Origin of the sequence: Pelomonas sp. CA6, assembly GCF_022549225.1 — a bacterium.
In the GTDB taxonomy this organism is placed as follows: Bacteria; Pseudomonadota; Gammaproteobacteria; order Burkholderiales; family Burkholderiaceae_C; genus Roseateles.
This window is the reverse complement of record NZ_JAKZFD010000005.1, coordinates 184135-200321: the sequence shown is the minus strand read 5'-3', so window position 1 is coordinate 200321 and position 16187 is coordinate 184135. Positions and strand designations below refer to the sequence as shown.

The following is a 16187-nucleotide window of genomic DNA, read 5'->3' as shown; positions in this document are numbered from 1 at the left end:
CCGGAGCTCCGCGATGAAATTCATCTCCAAAGCCCAGGACCCCTGGCACACCTGCGCCGGCGAAGACGGGCCCCAGCCCCACCCGGCCGCCGCCGACCACAAGCTGCTGACGTTGGAGCAATGGCATGCGGTGCGCGACACCTGGCCGGCCGAGCTGGCCACCGGCGTGATCCTGCCCAACGACGCCGACGTCGAGACCCTGGCCGAGGACCTGCCGCGACTGCAGCTGGTGGTGCTGCAGTTCCCCAAGTGGGTCGATGGCCGCGCCTACAGCCAGGCGCGGCTGCTGCGCGGCCGCTACCGCTTCCGCGGCGAACTCCGCGCCACCGGCGAGGTGCTGGTCGACATGCTGCCGCTGCTGCAGCGTTGCGGCGTCGACGCCGCACAGTTGCGCCACGACCAGAGCCTGGACGCCGCGCAGCGCGCGCTCGCCTTCTTCCCCGCCCACTACCAGGGCGACGTGCTGCAGCCGCGCCCGCTGTTCGCCCGGGATGCCGCATGACGGCCGCCTCCGCGCTGCCGCTGGCCTCCGCACTGCCCGGCGTTGGCGCCGGTTCCGCCATCGGCCTCTACGCGCGCCACACGGCCGGCCATGAGGTCCGCGTGGCGCACACCGTGGCCCTGCTGAAGCAGGCCGTCCAGGACTTCGGCGCCGGCCTGGTGCAGAGCACCTCGCTGGGCGTCGAGGACATGGTGATCACCGACCTGATCGCGCGCCACCGGCTGCCCGTCGCGGTCGCCACGCTGGACACCGGCCGGCTGCATGCCGAAACGCTGGCGCTGATCCCGCGCCTCGAGGCGCGCTACGGCCTGGCGGTCGAGGTCTTCGCGCCGCCCCAGGAACAGGTGATCCGCTTCGTGCGCGCGCACGGCGAGAACCCCATGTACGAAAGCGTCGCGCTGCGCAAGGAATGCTGCGCGCTGCGCAAGCTGGAGCCGCTGTCGCGCATGCTGGCCGGACGCAGTGCCTGGATTACTGGCCTGCGCCGCGAGCAGAGCAGCAACCGCGCCGACGTGCCCTTCAGCGAACCCGACGGCCAGGGCCGCAGCAAGCTCAACGTGCTGGCCGACTGGAGCTGGGCCGACGTGTGGTACTACGTGCAACAGCACGGGGTGCCCACCAACCCGCTGCACGACCAGTTCATGCCCAGCATCGGCTGCGCCCCGTGCACGCGCGCCATCGCCGTCGGCGAGGACTTCCGCGCCGGCCGCTGGTGGTGGGAAGACTCCGCCAAGGAATGCGGCCTGCACGCCACGCGCCACGAACCGTCCCCCTCCCAAGCGAACTCCGGAGCCCCGGCATGAACGCCCCCGTGAACCTGGAACACCTGCTGCCGCTGGCGGACCACCGCCACCTGGACCACCTCGAGGAAGAGGCCATCTTCATCCTGCGCGAGGTCGCCGCCGCGTTCGAGCGCCCCGCCCTGCTGTTCTCGGGTGGCAAGGACTCCTGCGTCGTGCTGCGCCTGGCCGAGAAGGCCTTCAAGCGCCGGATCGCCGGCCATGATTTCAGCGGCAGGCTGCCCTTCCCGCTGGTCCATGTGGACACCGGCCACAACTTCCCCGAAGTGATCGAGTTCCGCGACCGCCGCGTCGCCGAGATGGGCGAACGACTGATCGTGGGCCATCTGGAAGACTCGATCGCCAAGGGCACGGTGCGCCTCGCCCATCCGCTGGAATCGCGCAACGGCCACCAGACCGTGACGCTGCTGGAGACCATCGAGGAGCACCGCTTCGACGTGCTGATCGGCGGCGCCCGCCGCGACGAGGAAAAGGCGCGCGCCAAGGAGCGCATCTTCAGCCACCGCGACAGCTTCGGCCAATGGCAGCCCAAGGAGCAGCGCCCCGAGTTGTGGAATCTGTTCAACACCCGCATCCGCCCCGGCGAGCACTTCCGCGCCTTCCCGATCAGCAACTGGACCGAGCTGGACGTGTGGCTGTACATCGCGCGCGAGAACATCCCACTGCCCAGCCTGTACTACGCGCATGAACGCCCGGTCATCCGCCGCAAGGGCCTGCTGGTGCCGCTGACCGAGGTCACGCCGCCCGAGGCGGGCGAAACGGTGGACTCCGCCACCGTGCGCTTCCGCACCGTCGGCGACATGACCTGCACCTGCCCGGTGGAAAGCGCGGCCGCCAGCGCGGCCGAGATCGTCGCCGAGACGCTGACCGTCACCATCAGCGAGCGCGGCGCCACCCGCATGGACGACCGCAGCTCCGAGGCCTCGATGGAGCGACGCAAGAAGGAAGGCTATTTCTGACCATGAGCGCAGTCCCCAAGCACGACACCACCGTCCACCAGCAGGACCTGGACACCACGCACCGCGCGCTGCGCTTCCTCACCGCGGGCAGCGTGGACGACGGCAAGAGCACGCTGATCGGCCGCCTGCTCTACGACAGCCGCGCCATCCTGGCCGACCAGCTGGACACGCTGGAGCGCCGCGCCGCCGGCCAGCCCATCGACCTGTCGCTGCTGACCGACGGCCTGGAGGCCGAGCGCGAGCAAGGCATCACCATTGACGTGGCCTACCGCTACTTCGCGACCAAGACGCGCAAGTTCATCATCGCCGACGCGCCCGGCCATGAGCAGTACACGCGCAACATGGTGACCGCCGCCGCTGGCAGCGACGCCGCCGTGGTGCTGGTCGACGTGACCAAGCTGGACCTGGACGCCGACGTGGTCGCGCTGCTGCCGCAGACCCGCCGCCATAGCCTGCTGGCGCATCTGCTGCGCGTGCCCTCCATCGTGTTCGCGGTCAACAAGATCGACGCCGCGGCCCGACCCGGCGAGGCCTTCGCCAAGGTCGGCGCGGCGCTGCGCGCCTTCGCGGAGGCGGCGGGCATCGCGGTCACCGCCATCGTGCCGGTCTCGGCGCTGCGCGGCGACAACGTCACCCAGCCGCTGCAGGCCGACTGGTACGAGGGGCCGTCGCTGCTGCAGGTACTCGAGGCCCTGCCCACGGTGCAGGAAACCGTCGAAGGCCAGCTGCGCATCCCCGTGCAGTACGTGGCCCGCGAAGGCGAAGGCACCGGCAACCAGCCGCGCACGCTGTGGGGCCGCGTGGCCCAGGGCCAGGTCAGCGTGGGTGACACCGTGCAGATCCTGCCCAGCGGGCAACAAGGCATGGTCGCCGAGCTGCGCCGCGCCGGCGAAACGGTCGGCCACGGCCTGGCCGGCGAATCGGTCGGCGTGCTGCTGGACCGACAGATCGACGTCTCGCGCGGCGACTGGATCGTCACCCCCGGTGCCGCGCAGCCGCGCCGCAGCTTCGAGGCCACGCTGGCCTGGCTGGACACCGAGCCCGCCGTGCTCGGCCGCAAATACTGGGTGCGCCATGGCAACCGCTGGGTGCAGGCGCGCATCGTCGAGATCGCGCACCGGCTGGACGTGCAGACCCTGGCCGAGGCCGAGGCCCATGAGCTGTCGGTCAACGAGATCGGCCATGTGCTCGTCGAGCTGCAGGCCGAACTGCCGCTGCAGCCCTATGCGGACAACCGCGTCGGCGGCGCGCTGATCGTCGTCGACCCGAGCAGCAACCGCACCAGCGGCGCGCTGCTGGTGCGCTGACCCAGGCCCGCCATGGGACGCGTCGCCTTCGTCAGCGCCGGCCCCGGTGCGGCCGACCTGATCACGCTGCGCGGCGCGCGGCTGCTGGGCCAGGCCGAGGTGGTGCTGGCCGACGCGCTGATCGACCCCGGCCTGCGCGAACTCGCGCCGCAGGCGCGCTGGGTGGACGTGGGCAAGCGGGGCTTCTGCCACTCGACCGCGCAGACCGCGATCAATGCCGCGCTCGTGCGCGAGGCCGGGCAGCATGCGCTGGTCGTGCGCCTCAAGGGCGGCGATGCCAGCGTGTTCGGCCGCCTTGAAGAGGAATTGCGGGTGCTGCACGAGGCCGGCATTGACTGCGAGGTCGTGCCCGGCGTCACCGCCGCGCTGGCCGCCGCCGCGCAGACCCGGCGGCCGCTGACGCGCCGCGGCCAGGGACGCAGCGTCAGCCTCTGCACCGCGATGACCCGCGAATTCGAGTTGCCCGGCAGCCCCGGCCCCAAGGCCGACACCGAGGTCTTCTACATGGCCGGCCGACAGCTCGCCGCGCTGCAGCGCCAGCTGCTGGAGGCGGGCTGGCCGGCCGACAGCGCGGTCAGCGTGGTGTCGCGCGCGGCCTGCGCCGATGCACGCGCCAGCGAGCATCGCCTGGACCAGCTGGCCAGCGCGTCGCTGCTGCACCGTGACCGTCCGACCGTGGTCATTGTGGGCGCGGGCGCCCGGCCCGCCGTGCCGCAGAGCAGCCTGCCAGCCTCCGCCCCCGACCTGGACCGCATCCCCGCCGACCCACGCACTCCTTGAGCTGGCGCAAAGCCCCTTGGTTGACCGGACTCAAACCCTGGCACAAACCCTGAACGATTAAAATTCCCCGTTTGTCATCGACGCAGACGCTGCTCCGGAGGTCGGAGCGGGTTGCGCGCCGATTCCCACGGGCCCCCCTCACCACAAGAGCCGCTCCATGACCCACGTCGTCACCGAAGCCTGCATCCGCTGCAAATACACCGACTGCGTCGACGTCTGCCCCGTCGACTGCTTCCGCGAAGGCCCCAACTTCCTGGCCATCGACCCGGATGAGTGCATCGACTGTGCGGTCTGCATCCCCGAGTGCCCGGTCAACGCCATCATGCCCGAGGAAGACGTGCCGGGCGATCAGCAGCACATGACCAAGATCAACGCGGACCTGGCGAAGAAGTGGCCCAGTATCACCAAGCGCAAGTCCCCGCTGCCCGACGCCGACGAGTGGAAAGACCGCACCGGCAAGCTGAACGAGCTGATCCGCTGAGATCCCGTTCCGGCCTCGCGGCCGCATCCCGGAGCCTTTGGGGGCTCCTCCCGACATCATGGAAAACCAAGTGACTCAAGCGACCTCCGCCGCGCCCGCAGGCGTGATCGAAACCGATGCCGTCATCGTCGGCGCCGGCCCCGTGGGCCTGTTCCAGGTCTTCGAACTGGGCCTGCTGGAGATCAAGGCCCACATCATCGACTCGCTGGCCTACCCCGGCGGCCAGTGCATCGAGCTGTATCCGGACAAGCCCATCTACGACATTCCGGCCCTGCCCGTGGTGACCGGCAAGGAGCTGACGGATAACCTGATGAAGCAGATCGAGCCCTTCGGCGCGACCTTCCATCTGGGCCAGGAAGTCACGACGGTGGAAAAGCGCGAGGACGGCCGCTTCTTCGTCGCCACCTCCAAGGGCACGCAGTTCCTCACCAAGACCATCTTCATCGCCGGCGGCGTGGGTTCGTTCCAGCCGCGCACGCTGAAGGTCGAGGGCATTGAGAAACACGAGGGCTCGCAGGTCCACTACCGGGTGCGCAACCCGGCGCAGTTCGCTGGCAAGAACCTGCTCATCGTCGGTGGCGGCGACTCGGCGCTGGACTGGGCGCTGAATTTCTGCGCCGGCAATGCGGACGGCAACCCGCACAAGGCCGAGAGTGTGATCCTGGTCCACCGCCGCGACGGTTTCCGCGCCGCGCCGGCCAGCGTGGCCAAGATGAAGGAGCTGTGCGAGGCCTATGAGATGCAGTTCATCGTCGGCCAGGTCACCGACCTGGACGAGGCCGAGGACGGCGCGCTCAAGGGCGTGAAGGTCACCGGCGGCGACGGCGTGACCCGCGTCGTGCCGGCCGACCAGGTGCTGGTGTTCTTCGGACTCTCCCCCAAGCTGGGCCCGATCGCCGAATGGGGCCTGGCGCTGGAGCGCAAGCAGATCGTCGTCGACACCGAGAAGTTCGAGACCAGCATCCCTGGCATCTTCGCGGTGGGCGACATCAACACCTACCCGGGCAAGAAGAAGCTGATCCTGTCGGGCTTCCACGAGGCCGCGCTGGCCGCCTTCGGCGCCGCGCCCTACATCAACCCGGAGAAGCGCGTGCACCTGCAATACACCACCACCAGCCCCAAGCTGCACAAGGTGCTGGGCGTGGAAACGCCGGTGTTCGACTGAGGCCCCGCCTCGCCGAGCGACAAGCCGCCCTTCACGGGCGGCTTTTTTCATGCCCGGCCCCGGCGAGAGGCTAGAGCTTGAACACCTGCACCGCCTCGACCAGGCGGGCTGCCTGGTGGCGCAGGCTCTCGGCCGCGGCGGCGCTTTCCTCCACCAGCGCCGCGTTCTGCTGCGTGACCTGATCCAGCTGCATCACGGCGTCGCTGATCTGGCCGATGCCCGCCGTCTGCTCGGCGGCCGCGGCGCTGATGGCCGAGATCAGCTGGGCCACGCGCTTGACCTGGGTGACGATGTCGTCCATGGCCGTGCGAGCCTCGCCGGCCAGGTGGCTGCCGGCCTCCACCGTTTCCACGCTGGTCGTGATCAGCGTCTTGATCTCGCGGGCGGCCTCGGCCGAGCGCTGGGCCAGGCTGCGCACCTCGCCGGCCACGACGGCGAATCCGCGGCCCTGCTCGCCGGCGCGCGCCGCCTCGACGGCGGCATTCAGCGCCAGGATGTTGGTCTGGAAGGCGATGCCGTCGATGACGCCGATGATGTCGGCGATTCGGTTCGAATTGGCGCTGATGGCCTCCATGGTGCCCACCACGCGAGCGACGACCTCGCCACCGCGCACCGCGGCGTCGCGCGCGCCGTCGGCGGCCTGGCTGGCCTGCCGCGCGTTCTCGCCGCTGGTGCGCACGGTGCTGGAGAGCTGCTCCATCGACGCCGCGGTCTGCTGCAGATTGCTCGCCTGTTCCTCGGTGCGCTGGCTCAGGTCCGCGTTGCCGTTGGCGATCTGCGTCGAGCCCGAGGCGATGGACTCGCTGCTCTGCCGCACCGTCGAGACGACCTGGACCAGCGCGCCATTCATCAGGCCCAGCGCCTGCAGCAACAAACCGGTCTCATCGCGCCGGCTGCTCGAGATGTTGGAGCGCAGGTCGCCCGCGGCCACAGTCTGCGCCACGCTGACCGCTTCGCGGATGGGACTGGCGATGGAACGGCTGATCCACCAGCCCAGCCAGAGGGCCACCGCCACGGCCACCGCACTGCCCAGCAGCTGGACCAGCCGGGTCCTGTTGCGCGTCTGCTCGGTCTCATGCGCGCGCACGCTCAGCAGGCTGCGCTCCATCTCGTCGAAGTCGGCCTGCAGCGCGCGGAAGGCGTCCATCGACGCCTTGTCCCGGCCCTCGCCAAAGGCCGCGCTCAGCTCGGCGGCGGTCTTCGCGCCGGTGCCCACCTCGCGGCGCAGCTGGATCAGGGACTCGGCCACCGCCTTGAAGGCCTGCTGGCGCGCCTTCATGTCCTCCAGGCGCTTCTGCTGGGTGGGGTTGTCCGAGGTCAGCTGCCGGGCTTCCGACCAGTGCTTGTCGAAGGCCGCCAGGCCCTTGTTGAAAGGCTCCAGGTATTCGTCCCGGCCGGCCAGCAGGAAACCACGCGTGCCGGTCTCCATGTTGACCATGGCCTTGAGCATGTTGTCGCCCGTCGCGAGCACCTGGTAGGTGTGCGTGGTCATGCGCTCCGCGTCGTTCAGCCGGGTCACGCTGGTGAAGGCACTGGCCACGACGACAAGGAACACGGCAATCACGGCGCCAAAAGAGAGTGCCAGTCGCCGCCCGATCGAGAGACTGTCAAACATCGCTCACCTCCCTGCCCCGTCACCCATCTCGCCGGAGTCCGCGGAAGGCGGGGGAAGCGAGGCAGGGTCGGGATCGCTGTCGGGCAAGTTTCGGTCCTGCCCCGGGTGAGGACAAGCCCTGACCCTCTTGCCAGCCGGGCCAGTCGGGACAACAGCCCTGGACGGAAGCGCCCAGGCTCCGTCCTGCGCGTCAGCCCTGGCCCATTAGCCAGGCCGCCGTCACCGCCAGGCTCAGCAGCGTGACCGGCACGCCGGTCAGGGCATGGCGCTTCCAGTCGATCTCCAGCCCCAGCTTGCGCGCGGCATCGACGACGATGATGTTGGCGATGGAGCCCACGATCAGCAGGTTGCCCGCCATTGTGCTGACCAGCGCCAGGCCCAGCCCGGCGTGGGCCGGGGCGCCAGGCTCCGACGCGGCCGGCAGCAGCAGCATCACCGCGGGCACGTTGGACACCAGGTTGGACAGGCCCAGCGTGCTGAAGAACAGGGTCCAGGGCTCATGCAGATTCCAGCCCTTGGCCAACAGCCACTGCAGGGCCTGGGCTGCCATGCCGGTGAGCTCGAAGGCATGGTTGACGACGAACAAGCCCATGAAGAGCACCAGCAGCTCCCAGTCAATCTGCCCCAGCACGCGCGAGGAATGGAAGCGCTGCGACAGCAGCAGCAGGCCCGCGCCGACCAGCGCCGCGACGTCGCGCGGCCAGTCGGTCGCGACGAAGACCCAGACCAGCACGCCGGCCACCAGCAGGCCCTTGAGCGTCTGCCAGCCGTCGAAGGGGATGGTTTCTTCGGCACCCTGGGACAGCGCGGCCGGCACCGCTTCCGCGGCCCGGGGCCGGCCCGTGTCGCCCGCTTCGGCGCGCGCGCGCCGGTGCAGCATCAGCGCCATCCAGGCCCACAGCAGCAGCAGCGACAGCAGCACCGGCACCGCTGCCTGGCGCAGATAGTCGCCGAAATGCAGGTGCAGCACCTCGCCGATCAGCATGTTCTGCGGATTGCCGATCAGCGTGGCGGCCGAGCCGATGTTGCTCGCGCAGGCCAGCGCGAGGAGATAGGGAATGGGATCAAGGCCGCGGCGCACGATGGCGCGCGCCAGCACCGGCGCCATCGCCAGACAGACGATGTCATTGGAGAACAGCGCCGACAGGCCGCCCGCCACCGCGATCACCACGCCCAGCAGCTGCGTCTCCGACAGCGGCAGCGCGGCGACGCGGCGCGTCACCGCGTCGTAGAAGCCGCCCAGCCGCATCTGCGCCGAGATCACCATGAAGGAGAACAGCAGCAGGATGGTGGGCAGATGGATGGACAGCGCCGCCGCCTCGGGCGTCATCACCTCGCTGCCGACGATGACGATGGCGCCCAGCAGCGCCACCCCCGTGCGGTCCAGCTTCAGGCGTGGCAAGCCGCCCAGAATCATGCCCAGATAGACGATCGTGAAGACCGTCAGCACGACCGCGTGCTGCACGTTGGAATCCTGCATAGCGCGGCGATTTTAAGAGCCGCCGCCCGACTCGAGGCGCGCGCACCACCGGCCCGAGCCGCACCCGTCCGGGCGGCGGCACGAGACCGCCGCGTCGCCGCGCCCGCCCATGCCGATCAGCCGAAGGCCTGCGCCAGACGGCGCACCAGCCGCGGCTCCTCGATCGGCGAGAAGAAGTAGGGATAGAGGCTGCGCACCTGACGCGCCAGCGCCAGCTCGCCGCCATAGCGGGCCACCTGTTGCGCGCCCTCATCCAGGTCCAGCGTCATCAGCACCGCCGGCGCGCCGACGCTGCGGTTGACGGCCACTTCGCCGTGGGCACGGAACCCCAGCATGCGGCGGTAGAAGCTCACGTGGCGCGGGTTGACCTCGATCACCAGCATGCGCGTGCCCCAATGGCGGCTGGCATGCAAATAGGCCAGGTGGAAAAGACCGGAGAGGATGGTCTTGGACGCCGACGTCGGCTCGACAGCCAGGCGCGTGAACTCGCACAGCTTGTAGCCCTGCTCGCGCAGCTCGGCCATTGCGCGCGGGAAGCTGGCGTCCACCATCAGACCCTGGTGGCCATCGTGGCGCAGGCCCAGCGTGCCGACCAGGCGCCCATTCAGTTCGGCGCCCAGCGCCAGCGCCCCGCTGCGCACCGGCTGCCCCAGCCGGTAGCCGCGCCAGGCATAACGACGCTCCAGCAGACTGCGCGTGCTCGATGGCGTCATCGCGCGCAACACGATGGGGCCCGCCTCGCTGGAGCGCTCCGCAAGCCGCGCGCCCTGGGCAAAACTCCAGTCGATCAGGCTGTCGGCCGGCGTGGAACGGAGCGAGCTTGGAAGAACGGCCGGAGAGAGCTGTGCCGTCTCTTCGGTGTCAGTCCATGTCGTGAAATCCTCAGCCATTCCGTTCTCCTGCCCGCGCCTCTTTCAAGCAGCGGGCGAAGTCTAGAGCCTCGGCATGACTGGTCTGTCGCATTCCGATCGCGCCTAACAACTGCGCAAGGACGTTACAAATGGCTGCAATCCCCCTTAGGCGGGGAAACCCGGGGGACCGGCCCGCTCGCAAGCTCAGAACGGTGCGCTATCGCACAGTTCGGCCCACAGCGAACGGGCCTGCTGCAGGCTGCCAACCGCACGCGCGTCGGCGCGCGCCGCCGCAGCGTCCACATCGAAGACCTGGGCCATGCGCGCCGGCGTCATGCGGCCGGCCAGCGGCGCGCCTTCACCCAGCAGTCCCTGGGCCAGGCGGCGCAGAGGCCCCTGCCCATCGCGGACCAGGGCCAGCAGGTCGTCCATCAGCGGCTCGGCGCGGGAGCGCCCCAGCTCGTCGGTCAGCAGCTGCCGCAGCGGAGCCTGGAACACCAGGTCGCTCTGCGCCTCGATCTGCGACAGCATGCGCGCGGGCTTGATGCGCAGGCTGGCCAGCACCTGCACCAGCGCGTGGACCGAGCCATGGGCGGACAGCATCAGCCCCGCCCATTCGGCCAGCTCGGCGTGCCAGGCGCCGGCCTCGTGTTCCAGCACCTGCGGCATGCAGGCGAGCAGCGCCGAGACCCGCTGCGGCGCGCGGCGCGCCGCCGACAGTGCTGGCGTGCAGCCGATCTGCGTGCCGCTGGCGGTGGTTGCCGGCCAGTCCAGCTCATCGACCTCGGGTTGCGACAAAAGGGTCAGGTCTTGCGCCAGCTTGCCCAGCACCATGCACAGAAGTCCCAGCTCCGCGCCCAGGCGTGCGCCACGGTCGCGCTGGCTGTGCCAGCCGGTGGCCGGGCAACCCAGGTGCAGCTCGCCGGCCACCTGCTCGCGCAGCGCGTCGTCCTTGCTGCCCCAGGCCACCTGGGCGCCGCCCAGGCCGCCCAGCTGCAGCATCAGTGTGTCGCGCGCGGCGCTGCGCAAGGCCTGCGCGGAGCGCAGCAGCGGCGCCAGCCAGGTGACGATCTTGGCGCGCAGGCTCTGCACCGAATCCGGCCGCAGCTGGATGCGCGTCAGCATGGGGCGCTGCACCTCGCGCTCGGCCAGGTCCAGCAAATGGCCGCAGAGCTGCAGCAGGTCCTCATCGATCAGGCGCAGCGCGCGCTGCGTGAGCAGGGCCTGCGCGGTATCGACCAGGTCCTGGTCGGTACACCCCCAGTGCACGTAGCCCGCGGCCACGGGGTCGAACAACGCGACGGTCTCGCGCAGCTTCTGCACCAGCGGCTGGGCCGGCCCGCCACGGCGGGCGGCGGCGGCCATGATGGCAGGCACGTCGTACAGTTCGGCGCGGCACAGGCTGGCGATCGCCTGACCCGCGTGCGACGGGATCAGGCCCAGCCTGGCCTGCACCCTCGCCACCGCTGCCTCCACATCCATCAACGCCTGCGCGACCGCGCCCTCGGCGTACACCGCCTGCATCTGCGGTGTGGAGATGAAGGCCTCAAACACCATCACGGTCATCAATCGGGCCTTGTCTCCATTACAAGTGAAGACATGCTAACCAGAGACTGGGGGAAAGAAGATCAAGCAAACCCGCAAGACTGTCTCCCCGAATGCACAGGTCGGAGGCCAGATCTTGCCGGTGTCAGACGTCAGTCAGTTCCGCCGCGTTCAGGGCGGACTGCCGCGGACGCTCACGCCCCCTCGCGGGGGCACGCCAGGCACAGGCCGTCGCCCTCGGGACGGCCGTGCCTGGCGGCGGTCAGGGCCCGCGAGCCCTCGCGGCACGGGCTCAGTACTGTCCGGCGAGCCGGCTCATATTGCCCAGCGAGACACGGTGCATCTCGATCAGCGCGAGCAGGCCATTGCGGAACAGCTGTGCGACTTTCGCATCGTCCAGCGCCGCCAGCTTTTCCTCGTCGACGGTCAGGAAGCCCTCGACGTCGATCTTCTCGCCATTGGGCAGCGTGGCCTCGAAACGCATGTCGCGCAGCAGATCCAGCGTCATCAGCTCTTCGCAGGCCAGGCGCGTGCGCTCGGATTCCACCTCGAAGTTCTCGACGAAGGACTTGGCACCGAGCAGGAACTCGCTGGGCTCGCCGTCATCGTTGAACAGCGCATTGCCCTCGGTCTCGGACAGGCCTTCCCAGCCGCCGTCGAAGACCATGGCCATGTCCTGCGAGCCTTCGGCCAGACGGGCCATCGCGAAGGGATAGCGGCGCACGTAGGCGGGCATGTAGCGGCCGGTCCATTGGCCGTCCTTGACGAACAGGTTGCTGCCCGGCTTCAGGCCGAACACGGCCAGCGGCGCCACGGCTTGGGGCTGGCCCTCGGCCGGCGTACCCACGCGCACGAAGACGATGGGGAAGTCCTTGCAGGCGTCGGCGAACTCGACGACCGCCAGGAACACGGAGTTCAGTCCGGCGACCCGGTCCAGCGAGGACAGGTCGGTCTTCAGGCGCAGCTTGCGATGCTGCTCACGGTCCAGCGCCACCAGGCTGCTGTACATCGGGGGGGTGCTCATTTCAGCTCATCTCCATCATTGGCCAGTCTCGAGACCAGCACCTTGTCCACACGCTTGCCGTCGAGGTCCACGACCTCGAATCTCCACGCGTCCCACTCCACCACATCGGCCGTGCGCGGCAGACGCCCCAGCAGCAGCATCACCATGCCGGCCAGGGTGTTGTAGCGCCCACGATCCTCCTCGGGCAGTTCCTTCAGGTCCAGGCGGTCTTTCAGCTCGGGCACCGGGATCAGGCCGTCCATCAGCCAGCTCCCGTCCTCGCGTTGCACCGCCCAGGCATCGCCATCGCTGGGCGCACTGAACTCGCCCGCGATGGCCTCCAGCACGTCGCGCAGCGCGATCACGCCCTGCACTTCGCCGTATTCGTCGACCACGAAAATCAGTTGCGCGTCCGACGCACGCATGTGCGCCAGCAGCTCCATGCCGGACAGTGTCTCCGGCACGTAGACGGCGGCCTCCAGGTCCTGGCTGAGGTCCAGCGGCGCGCCGGACAGCGCGCGCGCCGCCAGTTGCTGCGCGCTGATCACGCCCAGCACGTCGCCCAGTCCGCCGCGGCAGACCGGGTAGCGGCTGAAGCCATGCGCCTTCATCACTTGCAGCACCTGCTCGGTGCCGTCCGTCACGTCCAGCCAGGCGATTTCGGCGCGCGGGATCATCATCGAGCCGATCTGGCGCTCGTCGAGTCGGAACACATTGCGCACCATCTGGTGCTCGTGCGCCTCGATCACGCCGGCGTCCAGGCCCTCCTCCAGGCTGGCGGCGATCTCTTCTTCGGTCACGCTGCGCTGGCCGCTGCCGCGCAGGCCCATCAGGCCCAGCACCGCCTCGGTGCTGAAGCTCAGCAGCTTCACGAAGGGCTTGGCCGCCGTGGACAGCAGCTCCATCGGCGGTGCCACCATGCGCGCCACCACCTCGGGATACATCTGGCCCAGGCGCTTGGGCACCAGCTCGCCGAAGATGATGGTCAGGATGGTCAGGCTGATCACCACCAGCGCGGTGGCGGCGATCTGGGCCACGCGCGTCTCCAGCGGCAGCATGCTCATCAGCCAATGCGCGACCGGGTCGGAGAACGCCGCCTCGCCCACGATGCCGTTGAGCACGCCAATGGAGGTGATTCCGATCTGCACCGTGGAGAGGAACTTGGTGGGGTTCTCATGCAGGTCCATCGCGGCCTGCGCGCCGGACTCCCCGGCCTCCAGCATCACCTGGAGTCTGGCCTTGCGAGCGGCGGTGAGGGCCATCTCGGACATCGCAAACAGGCCGTTGAGCAGAATCAGGAAAATGACAAGCGCAGTGTCCATGGAGGGCGCCCGGGTTTGACCCGGTGCGCACGGCAATTCGGAAGGGCGCAAGCGTATCAGAAGGATCTGACAGGACCGACAGCACAATCCCGGTATGCACTATTTGATCGGCGACCTCCAGGGCTGCGGCGACGCCTTCGCCCGCCTGCTCCACAAAATCGACTTCTCCCCCTCGCGCGACCACCTGCACCTGCTCGGTGACCTGGTCAACCGCGGCCCGGACTCGCTGAGCGTGTTGCGCCGGCTGCAGTCGCTGGGCGGGGCGGTGACCTGCCTGCTGGGCAACCACGACCTGCATCTGCTGGCGACCGCCGCGGGTGTGCGCGAGCCGCAGCGCAACGACACACTGGACGGCGTGCTCCGGGCCGCCGACCGCGAACCGCTGCTGCATTGGCTGCGCCACCAGCGCCTGGCCTGCCTGGACCAGGGCTGGCTGATGGTGCATGCCGGCATCGTGCCGCAATGGGACGCGGCCCAGACTCTGGCGCTGGCGGCGGAGGTCGAGGCGATGCTGCGCGGCCCCGGGCTGGCCGAGTTCCTGCCGCAGATGTACGGCAACAAGCCCGACCGCTGGCGCGAGGATCTGGCCGGCGCCGACCGGCTGCGTTTCACGATCAATGTGCTGACCCGGCTGCGCTTCTGCAACGCCCGCGGCAAGCTGGACTTCAAGACCAAGGAAGGCCTGGGCAGCGCGCCCGAGGGCTACATGCCCTGGTTCGAGGTGCCGGGGCGGCTCAGCGCCGGGCAGCCGGTGGCCTTCGGCCATTGGTCCACGCTGGGCCTGCTGCAGCGCCCCGACCTGCTGGCGCTGGACACCGGCTGCGTCTGGGGCGGCTGCCTCAGCGCGGCCCGCATCGCGCAGGGCCGCGTGCTGGAGATCGTGCAGGTCGATTGCGCGCAGGCGCAGAAGCCTGGCGACTGAGCGCCGGGTGCGCGCCGCGTCAGCCGCGTCAGTCCGCCTTCTGGATCTCGACGACAACAAAGCCGCCGCCCTCGCGCCGCTCGGCGCGGAAGCGGACCGGGTCGCCGACCTTCAGCCCCTGCAGCTGGGCCGCGTCGCGCACATGGAAGACCATGGTCATCGGCGGCATCGCCAGGTTGCGGATCTCGCCGTGTTTGAGCGTGACCTTCAGCGCCGCCAGGTCCAGCTTGCGCAGCTCGGCCGGCGTCCAGTCCGCCACCGCGGCGGAAGCGCCCAGTGTGGCCGGCGCGGCCGAGGCCGCGCCGTGGTCGTGGTGCTGCGCGCGCGCGGCCACCGGCCCCAGGGCCAGGGTCAGCGCGGCCAGACCATTCAGCAGGATTCGTTGCATGGGGTTCTCCTTCAATCAGCGGTAGCTTTGATAGACACGCGAGCCGCCACCGGGCAGCAGCAGCAACACGTCATAGGGGTCTTTGCGGCCGCCGTACTCGGGGCCGTCCATGCCGGGCGAACCCAGGGGCATCGCCGGTACCGCCAGGCCGATCGCGCGCGGGCGTTCCTTGAGCAGACGCTGAATCTCGCGCGCCGGCACATGGCCCTCGATCGCGTAGCCGCCCACCAGCGCGGTGTGGCAGGAGCCGTACTGCAGTGCCACGCCCAGGCGCTCGCGGGCATCGGTGTTGCCCTCGTCCACCGCCTGGGTGCGGAAACCGTTCGCCTGCAGGTGCGTAATCCAGTCCTTGCAACAGCCGCAGCTGGGCCCCTTCCAGACCTTGACCAGCGGCGCCTGCGCCGTGGCGCCGGCCCGCAGCCCCAGTCCCGCGCCCAGCGCCAGGGCCAGCCCGCCACGCAGCCAGGCGCGGCGCGCGGGTGCTTCAATGCGCATGGGATTCATGCGTTTCTCCTTGTGTGGATTGGGGGGCCGTGGCGCCGGCGGCGGCCGGCAGCACGCGGATGCGCCCCACCATGCCGGCCTGGAAGTGGCCGGGAATCAGGCAGGCGAAATCGAACTCGCCGGCGCGGTTGAAGGTCCAGACGATCTCGCCGCTCTTGCCGGCGGCGACATGGACCATGTGCGCCTCCTCGTGCTCCATGTCGGGATGCTTCAGCATCATCTCGGCATGGGCGTTCAGCGAGGCGGGCGTGCCCAGCACCGCCTCGTGCAAGAGCTGACCCTCGTTGCGGAAGACCAGGCGCAGGGTCTCGCCCTGCCGGACGCTCAGGCGATCGGGCACGAAGCGCATGCCGTCCAGCATGCGGATCTGCACGGTGCGCGCGCGGACGCCGGGCGCGGCGGCCACGCCCCAGTCCTGCTGCTCGCGCTCGACCGGCGCGGCGCGCGGCGCGGCGCCATGCGCACCATCGCCATGGGCCATTGCCGCGGGCGCCTGCGTCAGCAGGGCCAGCAGCCCGAGGGCCGCGCCAATGCGGGGGAATCGGTTCATGCGCATCTCCTTG

The 16187-nt window shown here is 69.7% G+C and carries 17 protein-coding genes; 8 read left to right on the top strand and 9 right to left on the bottom strand.

Annotated elements, in window-relative coordinates; translation table 11 throughout:
• Positions 1–13 precede the first annotated feature (13 nt).
• The 7 genes from LZ017_RS10635 (at position 14) to LZ017_RS10605 (ending at position 5994) form a co-directional block, all read left to right on the top strand.
• Positions 14–502 (top strand): DUF934 domain-containing protein, encoded by a 489-nt coding sequence (locus LZ017_RS10635; protein ID WP_241396799.1) that lies wholly within the window; start codon positions 14–16, stop codon positions 500–502.
• On the top strand, positions 499–1305 hold the full coding sequence (locus LZ017_RS10630; protein WP_241396798.1) for a phosphoadenylyl-sulfate reductase: 807 nt from the start codon (positions 499–501) through the stop codon (positions 1303–1305). Before LZ017_RS10635 ends, LZ017_RS10630 begins: the two co-directional genes overlap by 4 nt.
• The gene (gene cysD, locus LZ017_RS10625; protein ID WP_241396797.1) at positions 1302–2261 is read left to right on the top strand and encodes a sulfate adenylyltransferase subunit CysD; all 960 of its coding nucleotides are present in this window, start codon (positions 1302–1304) and stop codon (positions 2259–2261) included. The genes LZ017_RS10630 and cysD overlap by 4 nt, the downstream gene beginning before the upstream one ends.
• Positions 2262–2263: 2 nt before the next feature.
• Positions 2264–3568, top strand: coding sequence for a sulfate adenylyltransferase subunit 1 (locus LZ017_RS10620; protein WP_241396796.1), 1305 nt, complete (start codon positions 2264–2266; stop codon positions 3566–3568).
• A gap of 12 nt (positions 3569–3580) precedes the next feature.
• A complete protein-coding gene (gene cobA / locus LZ017_RS10615) occupies positions 3581–4348 on the top strand; it encodes a uroporphyrinogen-III C-methyltransferase (protein ID WP_241396795.1) in 768 nt (255 codons plus the stop codon).
• 157 nt (positions 4349–4505) lie between these two features.
• Positions 4506–4829 carry a ferredoxin FdxA gene (gene fdxA, locus LZ017_RS10610; RefSeq protein WP_241396794.1) on the top strand — a complete coding sequence of 108 codons (324 nt, stop codon included), beginning with the start codon at positions 4506–4508 and terminating at the stop codon, positions 4827–4829.
• A gap of 58 nt (positions 4830–4887) precedes the next feature.
• Positions 4888–5994, top strand: a complete 1107-nt coding sequence (locus tag LZ017_RS10605; RefSeq protein WP_241396793.1) for an NAD(P)/FAD-dependent oxidoreductase — start codon at positions 4888–4890, stop codon at positions 5992–5994.
• Positions 5995–6064: 70 nt separating this feature from the next.
• Here LZ017_RS10605 and LZ017_RS10600 read toward each other — a convergent pair whose 3' ends face one another.
• From LZ017_RS10600 to LZ017_RS10575, 6 genes are all read right to left on the bottom strand, one after another.
• The gene (locus LZ017_RS10600) at positions 6065–7609 is read right to left on the bottom strand and encodes a methyl-accepting chemotaxis protein (RefSeq protein ID WP_241396792.1); all 1545 of its coding nucleotides are present in this window, start codon (positions 7607–7609) and stop codon (positions 6065–6067) included.
• A 190-nt stretch (positions 7610–7799) separates the two neighbouring features.
• A complete protein-coding gene (locus LZ017_RS10595) occupies positions 7800–9089 on the bottom strand; it encodes an anion transporter (protein WP_241396791.1) in 1290 nt (429 codons plus the stop codon).
• 116 nt (positions 9090–9205) lie between these two features.
• Positions 9206–9979: a long-chain N-acyl amino acid synthase gene (locus LZ017_RS10590; RefSeq protein ID WP_241396790.1), complete on the bottom strand. Its 774-nt coding sequence runs from the start codon at positions 9977–9979 to the stop codon at positions 9206–9208.
• A 165-nt stretch (positions 9980–10144) separates the two neighbouring features.
• On the bottom strand, positions 10145–11506 hold the full coding sequence (locus LZ017_RS10585; RefSeq protein ID WP_241396789.1) for a lyase family protein: 1362 nt from the start codon (positions 11504–11506) through the stop codon (positions 10145–10147).
• 271 nt (positions 11507–11777) lie between these two features.
• A complete protein-coding gene (locus tag LZ017_RS10580) occupies positions 11778–12509 on the bottom strand; it encodes a SapC family protein (protein WP_241396788.1) in 732 nt (243 codons plus the stop codon).
• On the bottom strand, positions 12506–13810 hold the full coding sequence (locus LZ017_RS10575; protein ID WP_241396787.1) for a hemolysin family protein: 1305 nt from the start codon (positions 13808–13810) through the stop codon (positions 12506–12508). The genes LZ017_RS10580 and LZ017_RS10575 overlap by 4 nt, the downstream gene beginning before the upstream one ends.
• Positions 13811–13904: 94 nt before the next feature.
• Between LZ017_RS10575 and LZ017_RS10570 the strand changes: the two genes are divergently transcribed.
• Positions 13905–14732, top strand: coding sequence for a symmetrical bis(5'-nucleosyl)-tetraphosphatase (locus LZ017_RS10570; protein WP_241396786.1), 828 nt, complete (start codon positions 13905–13907; stop codon positions 14730–14732).
• A gap of 28 nt (positions 14733–14760) precedes the next feature.
• On the opposite strand, the gene LZ017_RS10565 is transcribed toward LZ017_RS10570, so the two are convergent.
• From LZ017_RS10565 to LZ017_RS10555, 3 genes are read right to left on the bottom strand one after another with little or no spacing between them, the layout of a single operon-like run.
• Entirely contained in the window at positions 14761–15120 is a 360-nt protein-coding gene (locus LZ017_RS10565) for a copper-binding protein (protein WP_241396785.1), read from the bottom strand.
• A gap of 15 nt (positions 15121–15135) precedes the next feature.
• Positions 15136–15624 carry a DUF411 domain-containing protein gene (locus tag LZ017_RS10560; protein ID WP_241396784.1) on the bottom strand — a complete coding sequence of 163 codons (489 nt, stop codon included), beginning with the start codon at positions 15622–15624 and terminating at the stop codon, positions 15136–15138.
• Complete coding sequence (locus LZ017_RS10555) at positions 15605–16174, bottom strand: plastocyanin/azurin family copper-binding protein (protein ID WP_374109908.1); 570 nt, start codon at positions 16172–16174, stop codon at positions 15605–15607. Before LZ017_RS10555 ends, LZ017_RS10560 begins: the two co-directional genes overlap by 20 nt.
• Between the last annotated feature and the right edge of the window lie 13 nt (positions 16175–16187).

What these genes read in the sequence shown, in the direction of transcription:
- LZ017_RS10560 (WP_241396784.1), bottom strand. Translation starts at nt 15,624, where the DNA reads ATGAATCCCATGCGCATTGAAGCACCCGCGCGCCGCGCCTGGCTGCGT.
- LZ017_RS10580 (WP_241396788.1), bottom strand. Translation starts at nt 12,509, where the DNA reads ATGAGCACCCCCCCGATGTACAGCAGCCTGGTGGCGCTGGACCGTGAG.
- LZ017_RS10630 (WP_241396798.1), top strand. Translation starts at nt 499, where the DNA reads ATGACGGCCGCCTCCGCGCTGCCGCTGGCCTCCGCACTGCCCGGCGTT.
- cysD (WP_241396797.1), top strand. Translation starts at nt 1,302, where the DNA reads ATGAACGCCCCCGTGAACCTGGAACACCTGCTGCCGCTGGCGGACCAC.
- LZ017_RS10595 (WP_241396791.1), bottom strand. Translation starts at nt 9,089, where the DNA reads ATGCAGGATTCCAACGTGCAGCACGCGGTCGTGCTGACGGTCTTCACG.
- LZ017_RS10575 (WP_241396787.1), bottom strand. Translation starts at nt 13,810, where the DNA reads ATGGACACTGCGCTTGTCATTTTCCTGATTCTGCTCAACGGCCTGTTT.
- fdxA (WP_241396794.1), top strand. Translation starts at nt 4,506, where the DNA reads ATGACCCACGTCGTCACCGAAGCCTGCATCCGCTGCAAATACACCGAC.
- LZ017_RS10600 (WP_241396792.1), bottom strand. Translation starts at nt 7,609, where the DNA reads ATGTTTGACAGTCTCTCGATCGGGCGGCGACTGGCACTCTCTTTTGGC.
- LZ017_RS10570 (WP_241396786.1), top strand. Translation starts at nt 13,905, where the DNA reads ATGCACTATTTGATCGGCGACCTCCAGGGCTGCGGCGACGCCTTCGCC.
- LZ017_RS10555 (WP_374109908.1), bottom strand. Translation starts at nt 16,174, where the DNA reads ATGAACCGATTCCCCCGCATTGGCGCGGCCCTCGGGCTGCTGGCCCTG.
- LZ017_RS10620 (WP_241396796.1), top strand. Translation starts at nt 2,264, where the DNA reads ATGAGCGCAGTCCCCAAGCACGACACCACCGTCCACCAGCAGGACCTG.
- LZ017_RS10605 (WP_241396793.1), top strand. Translation starts at nt 4,888, where the DNA reads ATGGAAAACCAAGTGACTCAAGCGACCTCCGCCGCGCCCGCAGGCGTG.
- LZ017_RS10635 (WP_241396799.1), top strand. Translation starts at nt 14, where the DNA reads ATGAAATTCATCTCCAAAGCCCAGGACCCCTGGCACACCTGCGCCGGC.
- cobA (WP_241396795.1), top strand. Translation starts at nt 3,581, where the DNA reads ATGGGACGCGTCGCCTTCGTCAGCGCCGGCCCCGGTGCGGCCGACCTG.
- LZ017_RS10565 (WP_241396785.1), bottom strand. Translation starts at nt 15,120, where the DNA reads ATGCAACGAATCCTGCTGAATGGTCTGGCCGCGCTGACCCTGGCCCTG.
- LZ017_RS10585 (WP_241396789.1), bottom strand. Translation starts at nt 11,506, where the DNA reads ATGACCGTGATGGTGTTTGAGGCCTTCATCTCCACACCGCAGATGCAG.
- LZ017_RS10590 (WP_241396790.1), bottom strand. Translation starts at nt 9,979, where the DNA reads ATGGCTGAGGATTTCACGACATGGACTGACACCGAAGAGACGGCACAG.